We start from the raw sequence: 16,192 nt of genomic DNA, 5'->3' as shown, positions 1-16,192 counted from the left end.
AGCCTAGGCTGCCTTCTTCTTGGTCGCCGCCTTCTTCGCCGGGCTCTTGGCCTTCACCAAAGCCTTCTTCGACGCGCCCGTCGCGGATCCCTTCAGGCTGTTCCGCAGCGCGGCCATCAGGTCGATGACATTGGTGTCGTCAGGCTCGGGCGCCTCGACCAGGGCCTTCTTGCCGCCCTTCTGCTTGGCCTTGATCAGGGCCTTCAGGGCGTCGTCGTAGCGGTCCTTGAACCCGGATGGATCGAAGTCCGCCTCCTTCTGGCCGATGATGCGGGTCGCGATCTCGACCATGTCCTTGTCGGCCTTCACCGCCGGGATGTCGTCGAAGAAGTCGCCGGCGTCGCGCACCTCGTCGTGCGGCCGCAGGCTCCAGGCCAGCAGCCCCTTGCCCCGCACCTCCAGCGCGATCTGCCGCTCACGGTTGCGCAGCACCAGGGTGCCGATGGCGATCTTGCCCGCCGCCTTCATGGCGTCGCGGATGACGGCGAAGGCCTCGGCCCCGACGCCCTTTTCGGGCACGACGAAGAAGGGATCGTCCCAATACAGCCGGTCGATCTCGTCCTCATCGACGAACTGGCCGATGTCGATAGTGCGGGTGCTTTCCAGCTTCACCTTCTCGAAGTCGGCGTCGTCCATCAGGACGTACTCGTCCTTGGACACCTCATAGCCCTTCACCAGATCGGACCGCTCGATCGGACCGGTGTCCGGATCGGTCGGGATCATGCGGATGCGGTTGTTGGTGTCCGGATTGATCAGGTGGAAGCTGACATGGCTGGCGGTGGACGTTGCCGTGTAGAGCGCGACCGGGCAGGTCACGAGCGACAGCTTAAGATGTCCCTGCCAGGTGGGGCGGGCGGCCATGGCGAACTCCTTCGATACCCGCTGAAAACGCCGGTCGCCGGGACTCGTTCAACCCACTGGACAACCTCGCGTTCCGGGTGTGTCCTGATGAGTCCGGCGCAAGAAAAACAACAAGCCGGATCGAGTGAGGAAACATGACCAACCGACCGAGCCACATCCGGCTCAACTCCCACCCCGGCGCGGGAACCGTCAGCCGCTTTCCCCTGAACTGGGGCGCGCCGACCGCGCAGGAGCGCGGCCCCGTCATCGGCACCGTCAATTCGGGCAGCGACCGCAACGCCATCGGCGCCCACGGCGGCGCCTATTCGGTCTATCGCGCCCTGGCCGTGTCTTCGGGCGCGATGAGCGCCAACAACCGGCCCGACCTGACCAACACCTCGCCGACCACCCCCATGGGGCCGTTCCCGCAGTGGACCGACGGCGGCAAGATCGTCTCGCTGGATCCCTGGGGCGCCCGCGTGGCCGAGGACTTCGCCGCCGAGATCCAGGACGGCGTCGACATCCGCCCGACCATCGCCGTCACTCGCGCCCGCCTCCAGCTGAGCGAGATCAACGAGGCCATCGCCGCCGGCCGGATCAAGGTCGACGGGACCGTGGTTCACGACACCGGCGACGTCGCCGTGACCAAGGCCGCCATCGACCCGGTCTGGTATCTGCCGGGCATCGCCGAACGCTTCGGCGTCACCGAGACCGCCCTGCGACGCACCCTGTTCGAGCAGACCGGCGGCATGTACGCCGACCTGGTCACCCGCCCGGATATCAAGGTCTTCCTGCCCCCCATCGGCGGCATCACCCTGTATATCTTCGGCGATCCCTCCGCGATCGCCGACCCGGCGCGGCGCCTGACTTGCCGGGTGCATGACGAGTGCAACGGCTCGGACGTGTTCGGCTCGGACATCTGCACCTGCCGCCCCTATCTGACCCACGGCATCGAGGAGTGCGTGCACGAGGCCCAGAACGGCGGCGCGGGCCTGATCGTCTATAACCGCAAGGAGGGCCGGGCCCTCGGCGAGGTCACCAAATTCCTCGTCTACAACGCCCGCAAGCGCCAGCCGGGCGGCGACCAGGCGGCCACCTATTTCGAGCGCACCGAATGCGTCGCCGGGGTGCAGGACGCCCGCTTCCAGCAGCTGATGCCTGACATCCTGCACTGGCTGGGGATCACGAAGATCGACCGCTTCGTCTCCATGTCCAACATGAAGCACGACGCCCTGACCGGCTCGGGCATCGAGATCGGCGAGCGCGTGCCGATCCCCGATTATCTGATCCCGCCCGACGCCTCGGTCGAGATGGAGGCCAAGAAGGCGGCCGGCTACTTCACTCCCGAAGGCGCCAAGTCCGCCGACGAACTGACCCGCGTGGTGGGCCGCGATCTTGAGCAGTTCTGAAGCCGAGCAGGCCAAGGGCCTGCTGACCCCCGCCGCCGTCCGCGAGCGGGCTCATGAGATGCTGGCCATCGGCGTCGCCGGCGGCCTGGATCACTGGCGGGTCGATCTGGACCGTCTGCCGGAGACGGCGCGTTACGTTGCCGCGGTCATCCGCGACCAGTATCCGACGCTGGCGGTGCCCTTCCACGCCCGCTGGCGGCATTTCGCCATCCAGGGCCAGGACTTCTGGACGCCGGTGGCGGAGTCCCGGGCCTGGCCCGACGCGGCCAACCGGGCGCGGACCGAGTTCGACCTGGCGATCGTCTCGGTGCTGCTGGACGCCGGATCCGGTCCGGGTTGGGCCTATCGCGACGCACGCACGGGGGTGACCCTGACCCGCTCCGAAGGCCTGGCCATCGCCAGCTTGCGGATGTTCGAGGCCGGGGTCTTCTCGATCACGGAGCGCGACCCGTGGCGGGTCGACGCCGGGGCGCTGGCCGCCCTGACCACCGAGGCGCTGGCGGAAGGCTTCCAGGTTTCGGACGCCAATCCCCTGGCCGGGCTGGAGGGCCGCGCGGCCCTGCTCCGTCGGCTGGGCGACCAGTGCCTGAAGCGGCCCGACCTGTTCGCGACGGCCGACACCCCGCGACCGGGCGGCCTCGCGGACGTTCTGCTCGCCCAGGCCGCCGACGGCGCCCTGCCCGCCCCCGCCATCCTCGAACTGCTGCTCGAGGCCTTCGGCCCGGTGTGGCAGGACCGGCTGACGCTGGGCGGCGTCGATCTGGGCGACTGCTGGAAGCATCCGGCGATGACGCGCGGCGACGCCACCGACGGCCTCGTGCCGATCCACAAACTGTCCCAGTGGCTCAGCTATTCGCTGGTCGAACCGCTACAGACCGCGGGGCTGAGGATCACCGATCTCGACGGCCTGACCGGGCTGGCCGAGTACCGCAACGGCGGCCTGTTCACCGACCTGGGCGTGCTGACGCTCAAGGATCCGGCGGACGCGGACAAGCCCTGGCCGGTGTCCGACCCCCTGGTGGTGGGCTGGCGCGCCATCACCGTGGCCCTGCTGGATCGGATCGCGCCTCTGGTGCGGGCCGAACTGGGCGTCACCGCCGAGGCCATGCCGCTGGCCAGCGTGCTGGAGGGCGGCACCTGGGCCGCCGGACGCCGCGCCGCCGCCGAACGCAGACCCGGGGGCGGACCGCCCCTGACCATCCTCTCCGACGGGACCGTCTTCTGATGCCGAAAGCCGCCTTCAAGATGGACGGGGTCACCGTCGTCGATCACCCGCTGGTCGCCCACAAGCTGTCGATCATGCGCTCGAAGGACACCTCGACCGCGCGGTTCCGGGCCCTGCTGCGCGAGATCTCGACCCTGCTCTGCTACGAGGTCACCCGCGACCTGCCCCTGGAAGACTATCCGGTCGAGACGCCGGTCGGGCCCACCACCGGCTCCCGCATCGAGGGCAAGAAGCTGGTGTTCGTGCCCATCCTGCGCGCCGGCCTGGGTCTGGTCGAAGGGATGCTGGACCTCGTCCCCTCCGCTCGCGTCGGCCACGTCGGCCTGTACCGCGAGCCCGAGACCCTGGACGCGGTGGAGTACTATTTCCGCGCCCCGGAAGATGTCGGCGACCGCCTCTGCATCGTCATCGACCCCATGCTGGCCACGGCCAATACGGCGGTCGCGGCCATCGAGCGGCTGAAGGAGCGCGGCGTCACCAACCTGCGCTTCGTCTGCCTAGTCGCCTCGCCCGAGGGGCTGGAACGGCTGCGCGGCTGGCACCCCGACGTACCCGTCTGGGTCGCCGCCGTGGACGAACGGCTGAACGACCACGGCTACATCGTGCCGGGCCTGGGCGACGCCGGCGACCGGCTGTTCGGGACGCGATGATGCGGCGCGCCGTCGTCCTGGCCAGTCTTATCGGGATGCTCGTCGCGAGCGTCCCGGGTTCTGTCGCCGCCGCGCCCGAGGACGTCATCCGCAGCGCCCGGGTCACCCCCCATCGCAGGGAGGGACTGCTCTTCGGGTGCGAGTTGAACATCCTCGTCCTGCGCCGGGCCGGGCCGGATCAGCCCCCGACCCAAGCCTTCGCGGGGTCCGTGATGGTGCTGAATCATATGAGCGGAGAACAGGCCGCCGTCCTGCGGCTGGGCATCTCCGGACCGGACAGGCAGTTGCGGCCCTTGTCTCACGGCGTCTTCATCGGAGACGGCGCGGAGACCTCGCGCGAGTTCATCCGACGCGAGGCGTCCGACGGCACGGGGGTCGAGATGTTCGTCTACAGGATGGGTCCGCAGACCTCGGCCTTCTTCAGCCGCCTGGCGGATCTCGGGATCGGCGAGGTCGCCTACCAATCCAGCCCGGACGCCGCGCTGGAGCGCTTCCGGATCGATGTCAGCGGCCGACCGGAACTGCTCGCCGAGTGGCGGGGCTGTCTCTCCGACCTGGAGGACAGCCCCGCCCCGGCGGGGCCGCCCTCCTAGAAGCCCGAGTTGAGCTGGACCGCGTCCAGCTCAACCGATTTCGCCCTAATCCACCGTCCTGACGTTGTCGTCCGAGTTGCGGTCGATCCACTTGTTGTAGGGATCGACGCCCGCGAACGACGGCTTCTTCGTCGTGATGAAGCGCAGGGTCTGCACCCCGGTCCGGATCGGACGGCGCTCCAGCAGGATGACGTCGCTCTCGTTGAAGCGGCCCTTGCCCGGCTCGGCGCTGAACAGGCCCACGTCGAAGCTTTCGTTCAGCGGCGCGTCCGTCTCCTTGCCCTGTCCGTCCGCATACAGCTTGCGGGCGTCGACGGTGATCGTGACGTCCCAGCGGCCGTCGGCGCGGCGGGTCGCCGTCGAACCGGTGGTCTTGACGTCATACAGGGTGATCTTCTCGAACAGGTCGGTGATCAGGGCCTGCTTGTCCGCCGGCGCCTCGGCCCGCAGGGCGGCGACCAGGTCCAGGGAGCGGGGATAGGGCGCGCCCTTGAAGGCGTATTGCGCCAGCACCCGACGCAGGGCGCGGTTGACCGCGTCCTCGCCGATCTGATCGCGCAGCAGGTACATGACCAGCCCGCCCTTCTGGTAGTGGATGTATTGCTGGTTCTCGTTGCGGAACAGCGGCATCTCTTCCAGGCGCTCGGTGCCGCGCGAGCGCAGGTAGCGGTCCAGCTCGAACTTCAGGAAGCGGCGGATCTGATCCCGGCCGTACTTCTTCTCCATCACCATCAGCGCCGAATACTGCGCCAGGGTCTCGGACAGGGTGGTCATGCCCTGCTGGTTGGAGCCGACGATCTGGTGCGCCCACCACTGGTGGCCGAACTCGTGCGCGGCGACATAGGTGACGTAGTCGATCTTGGTCGGATCGCTGAGGTCGGCGATGAAGCCGAGCCCTTCGGACCAAGCGAAGGTGTTGGGGAAGGACTGGGCGTACGACGCGTAGTCCGGGAACTCCACGATCCGCGCCTGATGGAACTGGTAGGGGCTGAAATTGGCCTGGAAGTAGTCCAGCGACGACTCCAGCGCGTCCAGCATCCGGCCCACGTTGCGGGTGTGGCCGGGGTCGTGGAAGACCACCAGCTCGACCCCGTTGTGTTCGCGCCGCGTCTGGGCGTAGCGCGCCGACTGGATCGAGAAGAAGTTCAGCACCGGAGACTCGGTGACGAAGCGCGCCGTGCGGCGGCCGTTCGCCGTGACGTCCGAACGCTTGTCTCCGGGCGCGACCACGGTCTGGTCTGCGTCAGTCGTGACGGTGATGTCCGCCGTCACCCAGTCGGCGCCGATGTAGTTGTGGGCGCGGGCGCTTTCGTCTTCCAGCTTGGCCGGACGCAGCTCGGCGGGCAGGCCCAGCTTGCGGCGCTTGGTGCGGTCGGTGAGCAGGCCGCTGCGATCCATACCCACCTGAGGCGCGAATTCGCCGTTGGTGACGAAGGTGCCGTTGTCGACCAGGCGGGTGGTGTTGCCGCTGTTCTTGAAGCCGCGCTGCTCCAGCACGGTCTCGAACTGGACGGTGCGGCGCTCGCCCGGCTGCATCGGGGTGTCGAAGCGATAGATGCGGTAGTCGAACTCGGGCCACTGGCGGGCGATCGCCGCGCCCTGCACGACCAGTTGCTTCATCTCCAGATCGTCGCTCCAGCGCAGGTGCACCTCGCGCAGGGGCTGGTCGGTCTTGTTCTCCAGCACATAGGTCCCGCGCGTGGTCAGCTTGGGCGCGTGGGGATGCAGGTCCATGACCAGACGCACGTCGGCGACCGACGGCTGCGGCAGGGTCTCGTAACGCAGCAGGGTCTTCTCGGCGTCGGCCTGAAGCCGTTCGGTCTGGCTGTCGGTGCGGTACTCGTTCCAGACGTTGGTGTTCGTATAGATGAAGACGCCCAGGCCGACGAAGGCCGCCAGGGCCACGCCGCCGATCACGCCCGCCGGCCCCGCCAGCCGCCGCGGGAAGCGCTTCAGGCGCGGCCACAGGCGGGTCTCGGTCCCACGGCGCCACAGGCCGTAGGCGACGACCAGGAGCACGACGGCGAAGGCCGTCCAGTAGGTGTCCAGCCAGCCCGAGAAGACCGCGAAGTCGCCCGTGCCGTTCATGTCCGACAGCGGCACCCCGATGCCACGGCCGTAGGCGTAGAGCACATGGTCGAAGCCGAGGTTGGACAGCACGATCGTCGAGATCATGTAGACGACCATGATCGCCCAGCCGACGAACTTGTTGGGCGACAGGGCTTGGATGAAGATCGCCAGCACGGCCAGCAGGCCGAAGCTGACGGCCTGCGGGAAGACGTACCAGACCAGGTATTTGCCGAACTCGAAGTCGGTGTAGCCCTTGATCGTCTGGGTCACGACGCCCGCCAGGACCCCGATCAGGGCGGTGGAGATCAGCACCAGCGCCAGGGCCAGGGCCTTCGGAACCAGGAAGGTCCAGTCCGGGGTCGAGGTGGCGTCGATGATCTCGTGGACCTTGCGGTCCCGGTCACGCCAGACCAGTTCGCCCGAATAGTAGATGGCGATGACGATGGAGATCAGGCCGAAGGCGCCGGTGAGGCCGGCGATCACCACCCGGGTGACCAGCAGCAGCGGCGCGCCATAGATCTCGCCCGTGAAGAACAGGGTCGTCATGGCGAAGGCGAAGCCCAGCAGGATCAGAACGACATAGGCCGGGCTCTTGAAGATCAGGGAGGTCTCGAAAGCCGTGCGCGAGACCAGCCGCGCCACGCCGCTGGCGAAACCATGGCTCGGGGCCGGCAGGGCGCCCAGCGGGGCGGATGCGGGCGCGGCGGCCTCGGCCAGCGCGCGCAGGCGTTCCTGCTTCTTCGGCTTCGCGCCCTTGGCGGCGGGCCGGTACAGCAGATAGGCGCCGGCCAGCAGTGCGGCGCCGACCGCGACCCAGATCACCCGGTTCCACAGCAGCACGCCTTCCAGCGGCGGGTTCAGCGTGTTCCGCTCGGCCGCCGTCCAGTATTTGGTCACCAGCCCGTAGGCGCCGCTGCCGAAGGGCTCGGCCCAGGCCATGGCGGTTTCGAACTCGGGCTTCGTCCCCAGGGCGCCGGTGGTGCCCAGATAGACGATCAGCACCGCGACCACGCCGACATAGGTGGCCATCATCGACCGGGTGAGGGTCGCGAGGGTGAAGAACAGGGCCGAGGTGAGGAACAGCCCCGTCAGGCCGAAGACGCCATAGGCATAGAGGTAGTCCTGCGGCCGGAACGCCCCCACCGTCTCGGGATCGACCCAGGGCATCAACGTGCCCAGCAAGGTGCCGATGGAGATGCTGAGGTAACAGAGCGCCACCGCCGCGAACGCCCCGAAGAAGCGGCCATACAGATAGGCGCCCTTGGTGATCCGGGTGCTCTGGATCATCGGCCCGAAGCCCGTCTGGGTGTCCCGCGCCACGACGTTGGCCACGATGGCCGTGGTGGCCAGCATGAAGAAGACGTTGAAGATGATGTGGGCGATGGCCAGGGCGTAGGGCGCGTTCTTGTGAACGTTGCCGCCCGATCCCAGCGCGACGTTGTCGCTGGCGACCGCGCCGAAGGCGAGCAGGCCGAAGACGATGGCGATGACCCAGAACGCCGGCTGGCGCAGCTGGTAGCGGAACTCGAAGCTCGCGATCTTGCCGAACATGGGGATCAGGCCGCGCGGCGGGTTTTGGCGACCGTCGCCAGATAGACGTCCTCAAGCCCGCCCGGCGTGCTGCTGAAGCCGTCGCCCGGGTGGTTGTCCGCCAGCACGTGCACGACCGTGCGGCCGGCGAACAGGCGGGTGGAGATGACGGTGTAGCGCTTCTGGAACTCGGCCAGTTCGGACTTGTCGATCGTCCGCTCCCAGACCTTGCCCTCCAGGTCGTGCTGCAGCTCGGTGGGCGCGCCCTCCAGCTGGATCTTGCCGCCGGCCAGCACGGCCATGCGCGGGCACAGGTCGGTCACGTCCTGCACGATGTGGGTCGAGAGGATGACGACGACGTTCTCGCCCACCTCGGCCAGCAGGTTGAGGAAGCGGTTGCGCTCCTCCGGGTCCAGACCGGCGGTGGGCTCGTCGACGATGATCAGTTCGGGGTTGCCGATCAGGGCCTGGGCGATGCCGAAGCGCTGGCGCATGCCGCCCGAGAAGCCGGCCAGCGCCTTGCCGCGCACGGGCCACAGGTTGACCTGCTGCAGCAGGGCCTCGACGGTCGCCTTGCGATCCTTGCCGTTGGCGATGCCCTTGAGCACCGCCATGTGGTCGAGCATGTCGTAGGCCGAGACGCGCGGATAGACGCCGAAGTCCTGGGGCAGGTAGCCGAGCACGCGGCGCAGCTTCTCCGGCTCGCTGACGACGTCGATGTCGCCGAAACGGATCGAGCCGGAGGTCGGGGTCTGCAGGGTCGCGATCGACCGCATCAGGGTGGATTTGCCGGCGCCGTTGGGTCCCAGCAGCCCGAACATCCCCTTGGGAATGGTCAGGCTGACATCATCCAGTGCGCGAGTTCCGTTGCCGTAGATATGGGTCAGGTTCTCGATCGTCAGCATGCCACGCCCTCCGTGAAGGGGCGCACCCTGTCGCGCCGTCCTTCCTGCGGCAAGTTAAACATGGGTCAGAAATGGGCTCGCCCGGCCGGCGCGCGGCGCCGCTATGGGATTGGCGTTCCACGGGTTAGAGTGGCCACGCAATTCCGTTGGACCCGACCCGACACGTGCTGAAAAACCTGCTGCCCAGCAAACCGGGAACGGAGCCCCTCGCCGAGGCGCTCATCGCATGCCGCTCGCACTTCGTGTGGGCGGCTGTGTTCTCGGCGCTCGTGAACCTGCTCTACCTGACGCCGACCCTGTACATGATGCAGGTGTACGACCGGGTGGTGCCCACCGGCGGCATCCTGACCCTGACCCTGATCACCTGCGTGGCCGTTCTGGCCCTGGGCGCGCTGGCGGGACTGGACTGGTTGCGCGGACGGCTGATGCTGCGCGCCGGGCTGCGGCTGGACCGCATGTTGTCGGGCAAGGTGCTGCAGCGGGTCATGGACCTGCAGGCCAAGGCGCCCAACACCCAGGCTCTGCGCGAGTTCGACAATGTGCGCGGCGCCATCGGCGGCCAGGGCATGCTGGCCCTGTTCGACGCCCCATGGACCCCGATCTACCTGCTGTGCTGCTTCCTGCTGCACCCGGCCATCGGCGTCCTGACCCTGGTTGGGGGGCTCACCCTGTTCACCCTCGCCTGGTTGAACGAGCGCGACACCCGCCCGCGCCTGAACCGGGCCATCCAGTCGCAGAACCACGCCTACGCCGCCCAGGAGGGGATCGCCGGGCAGGCCGAGGTGGTCCGCGCCCTGGGGATGCGCCAGTCCTCCATCGCCCGTCAGGTCGAGCAGCGCCGCCACGCCACGGCCGCCCAGGCCGACGCCCAGTTGGCCGGGGGGCGCTACTCCGGCGCGATCAAATTCCTGCGTCTGGTGATGCAGTCCGCCGCCCTGGGCCTTGCCGCCTATCTGGCGGTGAAGGGGGATATCTCGCAGGGCTCCATCATCGCCTCCTCGGTGCTGCTGAGCCGCGCCGTCGCCCCGGTCGAACTGCTGGTCGGAGTGTGGCCTAGCCTGGTGCAGGCCGTGGCCAGCTGGAAGACCCTGACCGACCTGTTCGGCAGCACCGCCTCGGTTGAGCGCGAACGCACGGCCCTGCCCGACCCCAAGGGCCGGCTGCAGGTCGAGGCCGTGTCGGTGAAATTCCCCGAGACCCAGAACCCGCAACTGCGCGGCGTCGCCTTCGCGCTGAAACCCGGCCAGACCCTGGGCGTCGTGGGCGCCAGCGGCTCGGGCAAGACCACCCTGGCCCGCGTCATCGCCGGCGCGCTGAAACCGCAATCCGGGGCGATCCGCCTGGATGGCGCCGAGTACGAGGCGCGCGAGGGCGACGAGCTGGCCCGCTGGATCGGTTATCTGCCGCAGGTGCCCAGCCTGTTCGCCGGCACCATCAAGGACAACATCTCGCGCTTCGCCACCGCAACCGGCGTCGATCAGGACACCGCAGACCGCGCGGCCGTGAAAGCCGCCGTGCAGGCGGGCGCCCACGAGCTGATCCTGCGCCTGCCCAATGGCTATGACACCCTGTTGGGACCGTTCGGTCAGGGCCTGTCCGCCGGTCAGGCGCAACGCGTGGCGCTGGCGCGGGCGCTGTACAATGAACCCGTCCTTCTGGTGCTGGACGAGCCCAACTCCAACCTCGATCAGGAAGGCGAGGCGGCCCTGATGCAGGCCATCCTGGGCGCCGCCGCCCGCGGCGCGGCCGTGGTCATCATCGCCCACCGCGCCGGGGTCCTGGCCCGGGTCGACCGGCTGCTGATGATGCGCGACGGCATGGTTCAGCTGGAAGGCCCACGCGAGGAGGTGCTGGAGAAGATGCGCGCCGCCACGCCGCGCACGACCGCGCCGCAGCAGGCGCCGGGTCAATCCCAGCAAGCCCAGGGCCGGATCGCCAGCCCCGCCCAGCCGCCGCGACGCAGCCAATGACCGACGCCACAGCGCCCCAGGACCCGGCCGCCCCCGCGCCGGAGACCGCCGCCGCGCCGCCGCCCCTTCCCCTGCCCGACGCGCCGCCCGGTCCGATGGCCGTCGCCGACACGCCGCGACTGGAGCTGTGGATCGGCGGCGTCATCATCCTCGTCTTCTTCGTCATCGGCCTGGGCTGGGCCGCCATCGCGCCGTTGGACGCCGGCGCCTATGCGGACGGCCAGGTCGCCGTCTCGGGCAACCGCCAGGCCGTGCAGCATCGCGAGGGCGGCGTCGTCAGCGCCCTGCTCGTGGCCGAAGGCGACACCGTCCAGCGCGGCCAGATCCTGCTGCAGCTGTCCAGCGGCGAGCTGAAGGCGACCGAGCGTGGCGTGGCCAGTCAGGTCTACGCCCTGATCGCCCAGCGGTCCCGGCTGGTCGCCGAGCGCGACCGGATGGGCTCGATCCCCACCCCGCCGGAGTTCGCCGACCTGCAGCCCGAGGACGCCGCCCTGGCTCAGGAGTCGCTGCGCATCCAGCAGCTGCAGTTCAGCGCCCGCCGCACCGGCCGCTCGACCGAGACCGGCGTGCTGAGCCAGCGGATCGCCCAGCTGAACGACCAGATCGACGGCTATCAGCGCCAGATCGAGTCCAACCAGGAACAGCAGCGCCTGATCCAGGAAGAGCTGACCGGCATGCGCGGCCTGGCCGAGAAGGGCTATGCGCCGCAGACCCGCGTCCGGGCGCTGGAACGCACCGCCGCCCAGCTGGACGGCGAGCTCGGCTCCCTGCGCGCCCAGATCGCCCGCTCGCGAGAGGCCGTGGGCGAGACCCGGCTGCAGATGGCGGGCGTGAACACCAAGATGGGCGAGGACGTCGCGGACCAGCTGCGCCAGATCGACGTGCAGCTGAACGAACTGCGCCCCCGCATGATCGAGCTCAGGGCCCAGATCGCCCGCAACGAGGTGCGCGCGCCGGCCTCGGGCCAGGTCGTGGGACTGACCATCTTCACCCAGGGCGGGGTCATCCAGCCGGGCCAGACCCTGATGGAGATCGTGCCCAACGACGCCTCGCAGGTGATCGTGGCCCAGGTCAGACCCACCGACATCGACAACCTGCGCATCGGCCAGACCACCGAGGTGAAGTTCCCGGGCCTGCGCGAGCGCAATCCGCCGATCATCCACGGCACGGTGAAGAGCATCTCCGCTGACAGCTTCACGATCGAGGAGAGCGGCGCCAGCTACTACCGCGCCGAGATCGTCGTCCCCGCCAACGAGCTGGCCAAGCTGGGCCGGGGCGCCGAGGCCCTGCGTCCGGGCGCGCCGGTGCAGGTGGTCATCCTGCTGCGCAAGCGGACGGCGCTCGCCTATCTGCTGGAGCCGCTGACGAACAACCTGTGGCGCTCGGGCAGCGAGCAGTAGGACCCAGAGATTAGGGGTTAGGGGTTAGGGGTTAGGGGTTAGGGGTTAGGGAAGCGCTGTTCCGGCTCGCCCACCTGGCTTCGTCCCTAGACCCTCGCCCCTAGACCCTTCTTCTCCGCCCTGAACCGGTGCAGCAGCGGCTCGGTGTAGCCGTTGGGCTGTTCGGTCCCCTCGAACACCAGCGCCCGCGCGGCCTGGAAGGCGAGGCTGGCGTCCGGGTTCAGGGCCATGGGCTCATAAAGAGGGTCGCCCGCGTTCTGGGCGTCGACCTTGGCGGCCATCTTCAGCAGGGCGGCCTCGACCTGTTCGGTGGTGCACACGCCGTGCAGCAGCCAGTTGGCCATATGCTGGGAGGAGATGCGCAGGGTGGCGCGGTCCTCCATCAGGCCGACGTCGTGGATGTCAGGCACCTTGGAACAGCCGACGCCCTGGTCGATCCAGCGCACGACATAGCCGAGCAGGCCCTGGGCGTTGTTCTCCAGCTCCTCGGCGACCTCTTCCCCGGACCAGTTGCGGCCCTCGGCGAGCGGCGCGGTCAGCAGGGGCTCGAGCCCGGGAACGGGCTGGGCCGCGATGGCCTCGCGCAGGGCGAAGACGTCGGTCTGGTGATAGTGGAGCGCATGCAGGGTCGCCGCCGTCGGCGACGGCGTCCAGGCGGTGTTGGCTCCGGTCTTCGGATGCGCCGCCTTCTGCTCCAGCATGTCGGCCATGCGGTCGGGCGCGGCCCACATGCCCTTGCCGATCTGGGCCTTGCCCGACAGGCCGCACGCCAGGCCGATGGCCACGTTGCGGGCCTCGTAGGCGCTGATCCAGGCGGAGGACTTCATCTCCGCCTTGCGCACCACCGGACCGGCCCGCATGGCGGTGTGGATCTCGTCGCCGGTGCGGTCCAGGAAGCCGGTGTTGATGAAGACCAGCCGGTTCATAACCTGCTTCAGGCAGGCGGCGAGGTTGGCCGAGGTGCGGCGCTCCTCGTCCATGACGCCGACCTTCAGGGTCCAGCGGTCGAGCCCGAGGATGTCCTCGACCCGCCCGAACAGATCGTTGGTGAAGGCGACCTCGTCCGGCCCGTGCATCTTGGGCTTCACGATGTAGATCGAGCCTTCGCGGCTGTTGCGGAAGCGGCCCCGCCCCTTGAGGTCGTGCAGGGCGGCGGCGGCGGTGACCAGCGCGTCCAGCACGCCCTCGAACACCTCGGAGCCATCCGCCAGACGGACGGCGGGGGTGGTCATCAGGTGGCCGACGTTGCGCACGAACAGCAACGACCGGCCCGGCAGGGTCACGGCCGAGCCATCCGGCGCGGTGACGACCTTGTCCGGGTTCAGGGCGCGGGTCAGGGTCTGGCCGCCCTTCTGGAAGGTCTCGACCAGATCACCCTGCATCAGGCCCAGCCAGTTGCGGTAGGCGGCGACCTTGTCGGCGGCGTCGACGGCGGCGATCGAGTCCTCCAGATCGACGATGGTCGAGAGCGCGGCCTCGAGCACCACATCGGAGATCCCGGACGGGTCGGTCGCCCCGATGGGATGGGCGGGGTCGAAGACCACCTCGATGTGCAGGCCGTTGTGGCGGAAGACGCGTCCCTGTTCCGTCTGGCCGACGTACTGGCCGGGATCCTTCAGGGCGACGCCGCCCGAGGGGTCGCCGAGGTCCGCCCATGATCCGCGCGCCAGCGGCACGGCCTGGTCGAGGAAGGCCTTGGCGCGGGCGACCACGCGCGCGCCGCGAGCGGCGTCATAGGGACCGGGGGGCGGCAGGTCGCCCAGGGCGTCCGTGCCATAGAGGGCGTCGTAGAGACTGCCCCAGCGGGCGTTGGCGGCGTTGAGGACGAAGCGGGCGTTGAGCGCCGGCACGACCAGCTGCGGCCCGGCCAGGGTCGCCACCTCGGCGTCGACCTTGGTCGTCGCGATGGCGAAGGGGGCGGGCTCGGGGACCAGATAGCCGATCTCGCGCAGGAAGGCGGTCGTGGCCGCCGGGTCCTGCGGCCGGCCGGCGCGGTCGATGTGCCACCGGTCGATCCGGGCCTGCAGGTCGTCGCGCACATCCAGAAGGGCGCGGTTGCGGACGGCGGCGTGGGCGAACAGGTCGGCGGCCCCGGTCCAGAAGCGGTCGGCGTCCACGTCGAGGCCCGCAAGCACCTCCGTCTCGATGAAATCGGCCAGTTCCTGTGCGACCTGAAGTCCGGCGCGCGGCGTCATCGACATGGGCGTCTCCCGTGGGGCGAGGCTGTAACATTCCGTGATGACGCGGGGGAAGTCGAGGGCCATTTCGCGGATGCGAAGGGATTTCGCACCCGGAAAAAACGAGTGCGAAGAGCGCCAAACTCGTGCGGATCGGAAACAACGAAAAACAGGATGCGGTGCGAGATCGCCCATCTTCGCACGCCGGTGCGTCAGGAACGGACGCGTCCCGCCTCCTCATCGCCTTGTATGGGGAATGGAGAGGTGATGCAGTGTCCCCATGACCTGGCTCCGCCTCCACTGGCCTCTCGCCGTACTGATCCTGATCGCGGCCTCGGGCGTTCTGTGGCCCCTGTCCGGAGGCTGGCTGTCGCGGATCGCGCTGGCCTGGGACATCGGCGTCGGCCTGTTCCTGATCGAAAGCGCCGTGAAGGTGATCCGCACCCGCTCGGCCGATGCGATCCGCAAGCGCGCCTCGGCGCTGGACGAAGCGGGTCCCGCCATCCTGCCGCTGGCCCTGATCGCGGCGGTGGCGAGCGTGGTCGTGGTGGTCGGGGAAGCGGCGCAGGGCGGCGGCGGATCGGCGGTGTTGGCCCTGACGACGGTCGTGCTGTCGTGGCTGTTCGTGCACGTGATCTTCGCCTTCCACTACGCCCACGTCTTCTATTCGGCGGGCGACAAGGGCGACCGCGGCGGCCTGCTGTTCCCCGGCGACGACCCGGAGCCCGACTACTGGGACTTCCTGCATTTCTCGCTGATCATCGGCGTCGCCTCGCAGACCGCGGACGTGCAGATCACCGACCGGGGCGTGCGCCGCACCTCGACCGTGCACAGCCTGGCGGCCTTCGTCTTCAACACCGTGGTGGTGGCCCTGACGGTCAATATGGCGGTGGGGCTGCTGGGGGGCGGGCAGTGAATTTCGAAGCCCTGCTCGATAGGGTCAGACGTCGCGCGCCACCGTCCTTAGACTTCGACGGGCTGGTCAAACGGGTTCAGACGCGAAACATCGCGCTGATCGCCGATTGGCAGGAACGCCTTCCGGGTTCGGTATCGGCCGTGCTTGAGGTCACCGTTCGCGCGAGCGGTCACCCGCGCCGGCGCCTGCGGCGCTACCAGGAATTCAGGGAGGTGCGCGGCGGACATCCCGGCGCCCTCGTCTTCTCGCACGCTACCATGTTGGGCGATTACGTGGACCTGTACGTCATCCAGATCGCCGCCGCTGCCGCCCGGGCGGACGTCTTCGATATCGACTGGCGCCTGCTCACCGTCTCAGAGGCGCTGGCCGCCACGCCTTGACTTGAACACCTTTGCGGGCCATTTGCCTGCTGCATCGCACCATTTGCGATCTCCGGCGTCTCCAGCGCGTGTGGGTCTTCCTCCCCGAAGACCTGACTGTAGCAGCCGCCGGCTCCTCAAGTTCATT

12 protein-coding genes are annotated in these 16,192 nt (G+C 68.9%); 8 read left to right on the top strand and 4 right to left on the bottom strand.

All coding sequences use genetic code 11. The features are described from left to right. Nucleotides 1-3: 3 nt before the first annotated feature. Nucleotides 4-861 carry a non-homologous end joining protein Ku gene (ku, locus tag AC1RRF_RS00585; RefSeq protein WP_492831818.1) on the bottom strand — a complete coding sequence of 286 codons (858 nt, stop codon included), beginning with the start codon at nt 859-861 and terminating at the stop codon, nt 4-6. A 134-nt stretch (nt 862-995) separates the two neighbouring features. On the opposite strand from ku, the gene AC1RRF_RS00580 reads away from it, so the two are divergent. Genes AC1RRF_RS00580 through AC1RRF_RS00565 form a run of 4 tightly spaced genes read left to right on the top strand, consistent with a single transcriptional unit; the run spans nt 996 to nt 4,717 of the window. Then, nucleotides 996-2,249, top strand: a complete 1,254-nt coding sequence (locus AC1RRF_RS00580; protein ID WP_492831816.1) for a GTP cyclohydrolase II — start codon at nt 996-998, stop codon at nt 2,247-2,249. Continuing rightward, nucleotides 2,236-3,474: a URC4/urg3 family protein gene (locus tag AC1RRF_RS00575; RefSeq protein ID WP_492831814.1), complete on the top strand. Its 1,239-nt coding sequence runs from the start codon at nt 2,236-2,238 to the stop codon at nt 3,472-3,474. The genes AC1RRF_RS00580 and AC1RRF_RS00575 overlap by 14 nt, the downstream gene beginning before the upstream one ends. Before the next feature lie 20 nt (nt 3,475-3,494). Continuing rightward, the gene (gene upp, locus AC1RRF_RS00570) at nt 3,495-4,124 is read left to right on the top strand and encodes a uracil phosphoribosyltransferase (protein ID WP_492834116.1); all 630 of its coding nucleotides are present in this window, start codon (nt 3,495-3,497) and stop codon (nt 4,122-4,124) included. Beyond that, nucleotides 4,124-4,717, top strand: a complete 594-nt coding sequence (locus tag AC1RRF_RS00565) for a hypothetical protein (protein ID WP_492831812.1) — start codon at nt 4,124-4,126, stop codon at nt 4,715-4,717. Before upp ends, AC1RRF_RS00565 begins: the two co-directional genes overlap by 1 nt. Before the next feature lie 45 nt (nt 4,718-4,762). On the opposite strand, the gene AC1RRF_RS00560 is transcribed toward AC1RRF_RS00565, so the two are convergent. Then, nucleotides 4,763-8,338, bottom strand: coding sequence for an ABC transporter permease/M1 family aminopeptidase (locus AC1RRF_RS00560; protein WP_492831811.1), 3,576 nt, complete (start codon nt 8,336-8,338; stop codon nt 4,763-4,765). A gap of 5 nt (nt 8,339-8,343) precedes the next feature. Next, nucleotides 8,344-9,222, bottom strand: a complete 879-nt coding sequence (locus tag AC1RRF_RS00555; protein WP_492831809.1) for an ABC transporter ATP-binding protein — start codon at nt 9,220-9,222, stop codon at nt 8,344-8,346. Between the two features lie 164 nt (nt 9,223-9,386). Between AC1RRF_RS00555 and AC1RRF_RS00550 the strand changes: the two genes are divergently transcribed. Both AC1RRF_RS00550 and AC1RRF_RS00545 read left to right on the top strand, forming a co-directional pair. Then, nucleotides 9,387-11,192: a type I secretion system permease/ATPase gene (locus AC1RRF_RS00550; RefSeq protein WP_492831807.1), complete on the top strand. Its 1,806-nt coding sequence runs from the start codon at nt 9,387-9,389 to the stop codon at nt 11,190-11,192. Continuing rightward, nucleotides 11,189-12,592: an HlyD family type I secretion periplasmic adaptor subunit gene (locus tag AC1RRF_RS00545; protein ID WP_492831805.1), complete on the top strand. Its 1,404-nt coding sequence runs from the start codon at nt 11,189-11,191 to the stop codon at nt 12,590-12,592. The genes AC1RRF_RS00550 and AC1RRF_RS00545 overlap by 4 nt, the downstream gene beginning before the upstream one ends. A gap of 86 nt (nt 12,593-12,678) precedes the next feature. Here AC1RRF_RS00545 and AC1RRF_RS00540 read toward each other — a convergent pair whose 3' ends face one another. Next, on the bottom strand, nt 12,679-14,793 hold the full coding sequence (locus AC1RRF_RS00540; protein ID WP_492831803.1) for a malate synthase G: 2,115 nt from the start codon (nt 14,791-14,793) through the stop codon (nt 12,679-12,681). Between the two features lie 256 nt (nt 14,794-15,049). On the opposite strand from AC1RRF_RS00540, the gene AC1RRF_RS00535 reads away from it, so the two are divergent. Both AC1RRF_RS00535 and AC1RRF_RS00530 read left to right on the top strand, forming a co-directional pair. Further along, nucleotides 15,050-15,685, top strand: a complete 636-nt coding sequence (locus tag AC1RRF_RS00535; RefSeq protein ID WP_492831802.1) for a DUF1345 domain-containing protein — start codon at nt 15,050-15,052, stop codon at nt 15,683-15,685. Next, nucleotides 15,682-16,065 (top strand): hypothetical protein, encoded by a 384-nt coding sequence (locus AC1RRF_RS00530; RefSeq protein WP_492831800.1) that lies wholly within the window; start codon nt 15,682-15,684, stop codon nt 16,063-16,065. Before AC1RRF_RS00535 ends, AC1RRF_RS00530 begins: the two co-directional genes overlap by 4 nt. The last annotated feature ends 127 nt before the right edge of the window (nt 16,066-16,192 follow it).

This window comes from Brevundimonas sp. GW821-FHT12C05 (assembly GCF_058807475.1).
This window is presented reverse-complemented; position numbering and strand designations above follow the sequence as displayed.

Excerpts from the sequence above, each read along its gene's own strand:
- ku (WP_492831818.1), bottom strand. The coding sequence starts at position 861 with ATGGCCGCCCGCCCCACCTGGCAGGGACATCTTAAGCTGTCGCTCGTG.
- AC1RRF_RS00580 (WP_492831816.1), top strand. The coding sequence starts at position 996 with ATGACCAACCGACCGAGCCACATCCGGCTCAACTCCCACCCCGGCGCG.
- upp (WP_492834116.1), top strand. The coding sequence starts at position 3,495 with ATGGACGGGGTCACCGTCGTCGATCACCCGCTGGTCGCCCACAAGCTG.
- AC1RRF_RS00565 (WP_492831812.1), top strand. The coding sequence starts at position 4,124 with ATGCGGCGCGCCGTCGTCCTGGCCAGTCTTATCGGGATGCTCGTCGCG.
- AC1RRF_RS00560 (WP_492831811.1), bottom strand. The coding sequence starts at position 8,338 with ATGTTCGGCAAGATCGCGAGCTTCGAGTTCCGCTACCAGCTGCGCCAG.
- AC1RRF_RS00555 (WP_492831809.1), bottom strand. The coding sequence starts at position 9,222 with ATGCTGACGATCGAGAACCTGACCCATATCTACGGCAACGGAACTCGC.
- AC1RRF_RS00545 (WP_492831805.1), top strand. The coding sequence starts at position 11,189 with ATGACCGACGCCACAGCGCCCCAGGACCCGGCCGCCCCCGCGCCGGAG.
- AC1RRF_RS00540 (WP_492831803.1), bottom strand. The coding sequence starts at position 14,793 with ATGTCGATGACGCCGCGCGCCGGACTTCAGGTCGCACAGGAACTGGCC.
- AC1RRF_RS00535 (WP_492831802.1), top strand. The coding sequence starts at position 15,050 with ATGACCTGGCTCCGCCTCCACTGGCCTCTCGCCGTACTGATCCTGATC.